This window comes from Achromobacter pulmonis, assembly GCF_902859765.1.
In the GTDB taxonomy this organism is placed as follows: domain Bacteria; phylum Pseudomonadota; class Gammaproteobacteria; order Burkholderiales; family Burkholderiaceae_B; genus Achromobacter; species Achromobacter pulmonis.
Window position 1 is genome coordinate 1 of the sequence record NZ_CADIJV010000090.1, and the last position, 560, is coordinate 560.

1 protein-coding gene is annotated in these 560 nt (G+C 67.7%); it reads right to left on the reverse strand.

Annotated elements, in window-relative coordinates; genetic code table 11:
• On the reverse strand, positions 1–560 hold a 560-nt coding region (locus tag HV701_RS26630), incomplete at both ends, for a methyl-accepting chemotaxis protein (protein WP_254595262.1).

Genomic DNA, 560 nt, shown 5'->3' on the forward strand with positions numbered 1-560 from the left:
TCGATCACTTCGCCGGCATTGATCTTGAACACCGCCACCGCTTCGGCCAGGCGCTGCGCCTGCTCCTGCAGCGAACCGGCCGCGGCCGCCGCCTCTTCCACCAGCGCCGCGTTCTGCTGCGTCACTTCGTCCATCTGCGACACCGCGCGGTTGACTTGGTCGATGCCGCTGGACTGCTCTTCCGAGGCCGCCGAGATCTCGCCCATGATGTCCGTCACGCGCTTGACCGAGGCCACGATCTCTTGCATCGTCGCGCCCGCGCGCTCGACCTGCTGCGAACCTGCGCCCACCTTGCTCACCGAGTCCTCGATCAGGCCCTTGATTTCCTTGGCCGCCTGGGCGCTGCGCTGCGCCAGCGAGCGCACTTCGCCCGCCACCACCGCGAAACCCTTGCCCTGCTCGCCCGCGCGCGCCGCTTCCACCGCCGCGTTCAGCGCCAGGATGTTGGTCTGGAACGCAATCCCGTCGATCACCGACACGATCTCGGAAATCTTGCGCGAGCTGGCAGAAATGCCCTGCATCGTGTTGACCACCTCGGCCACCGCCGAACCGCCGCGCTC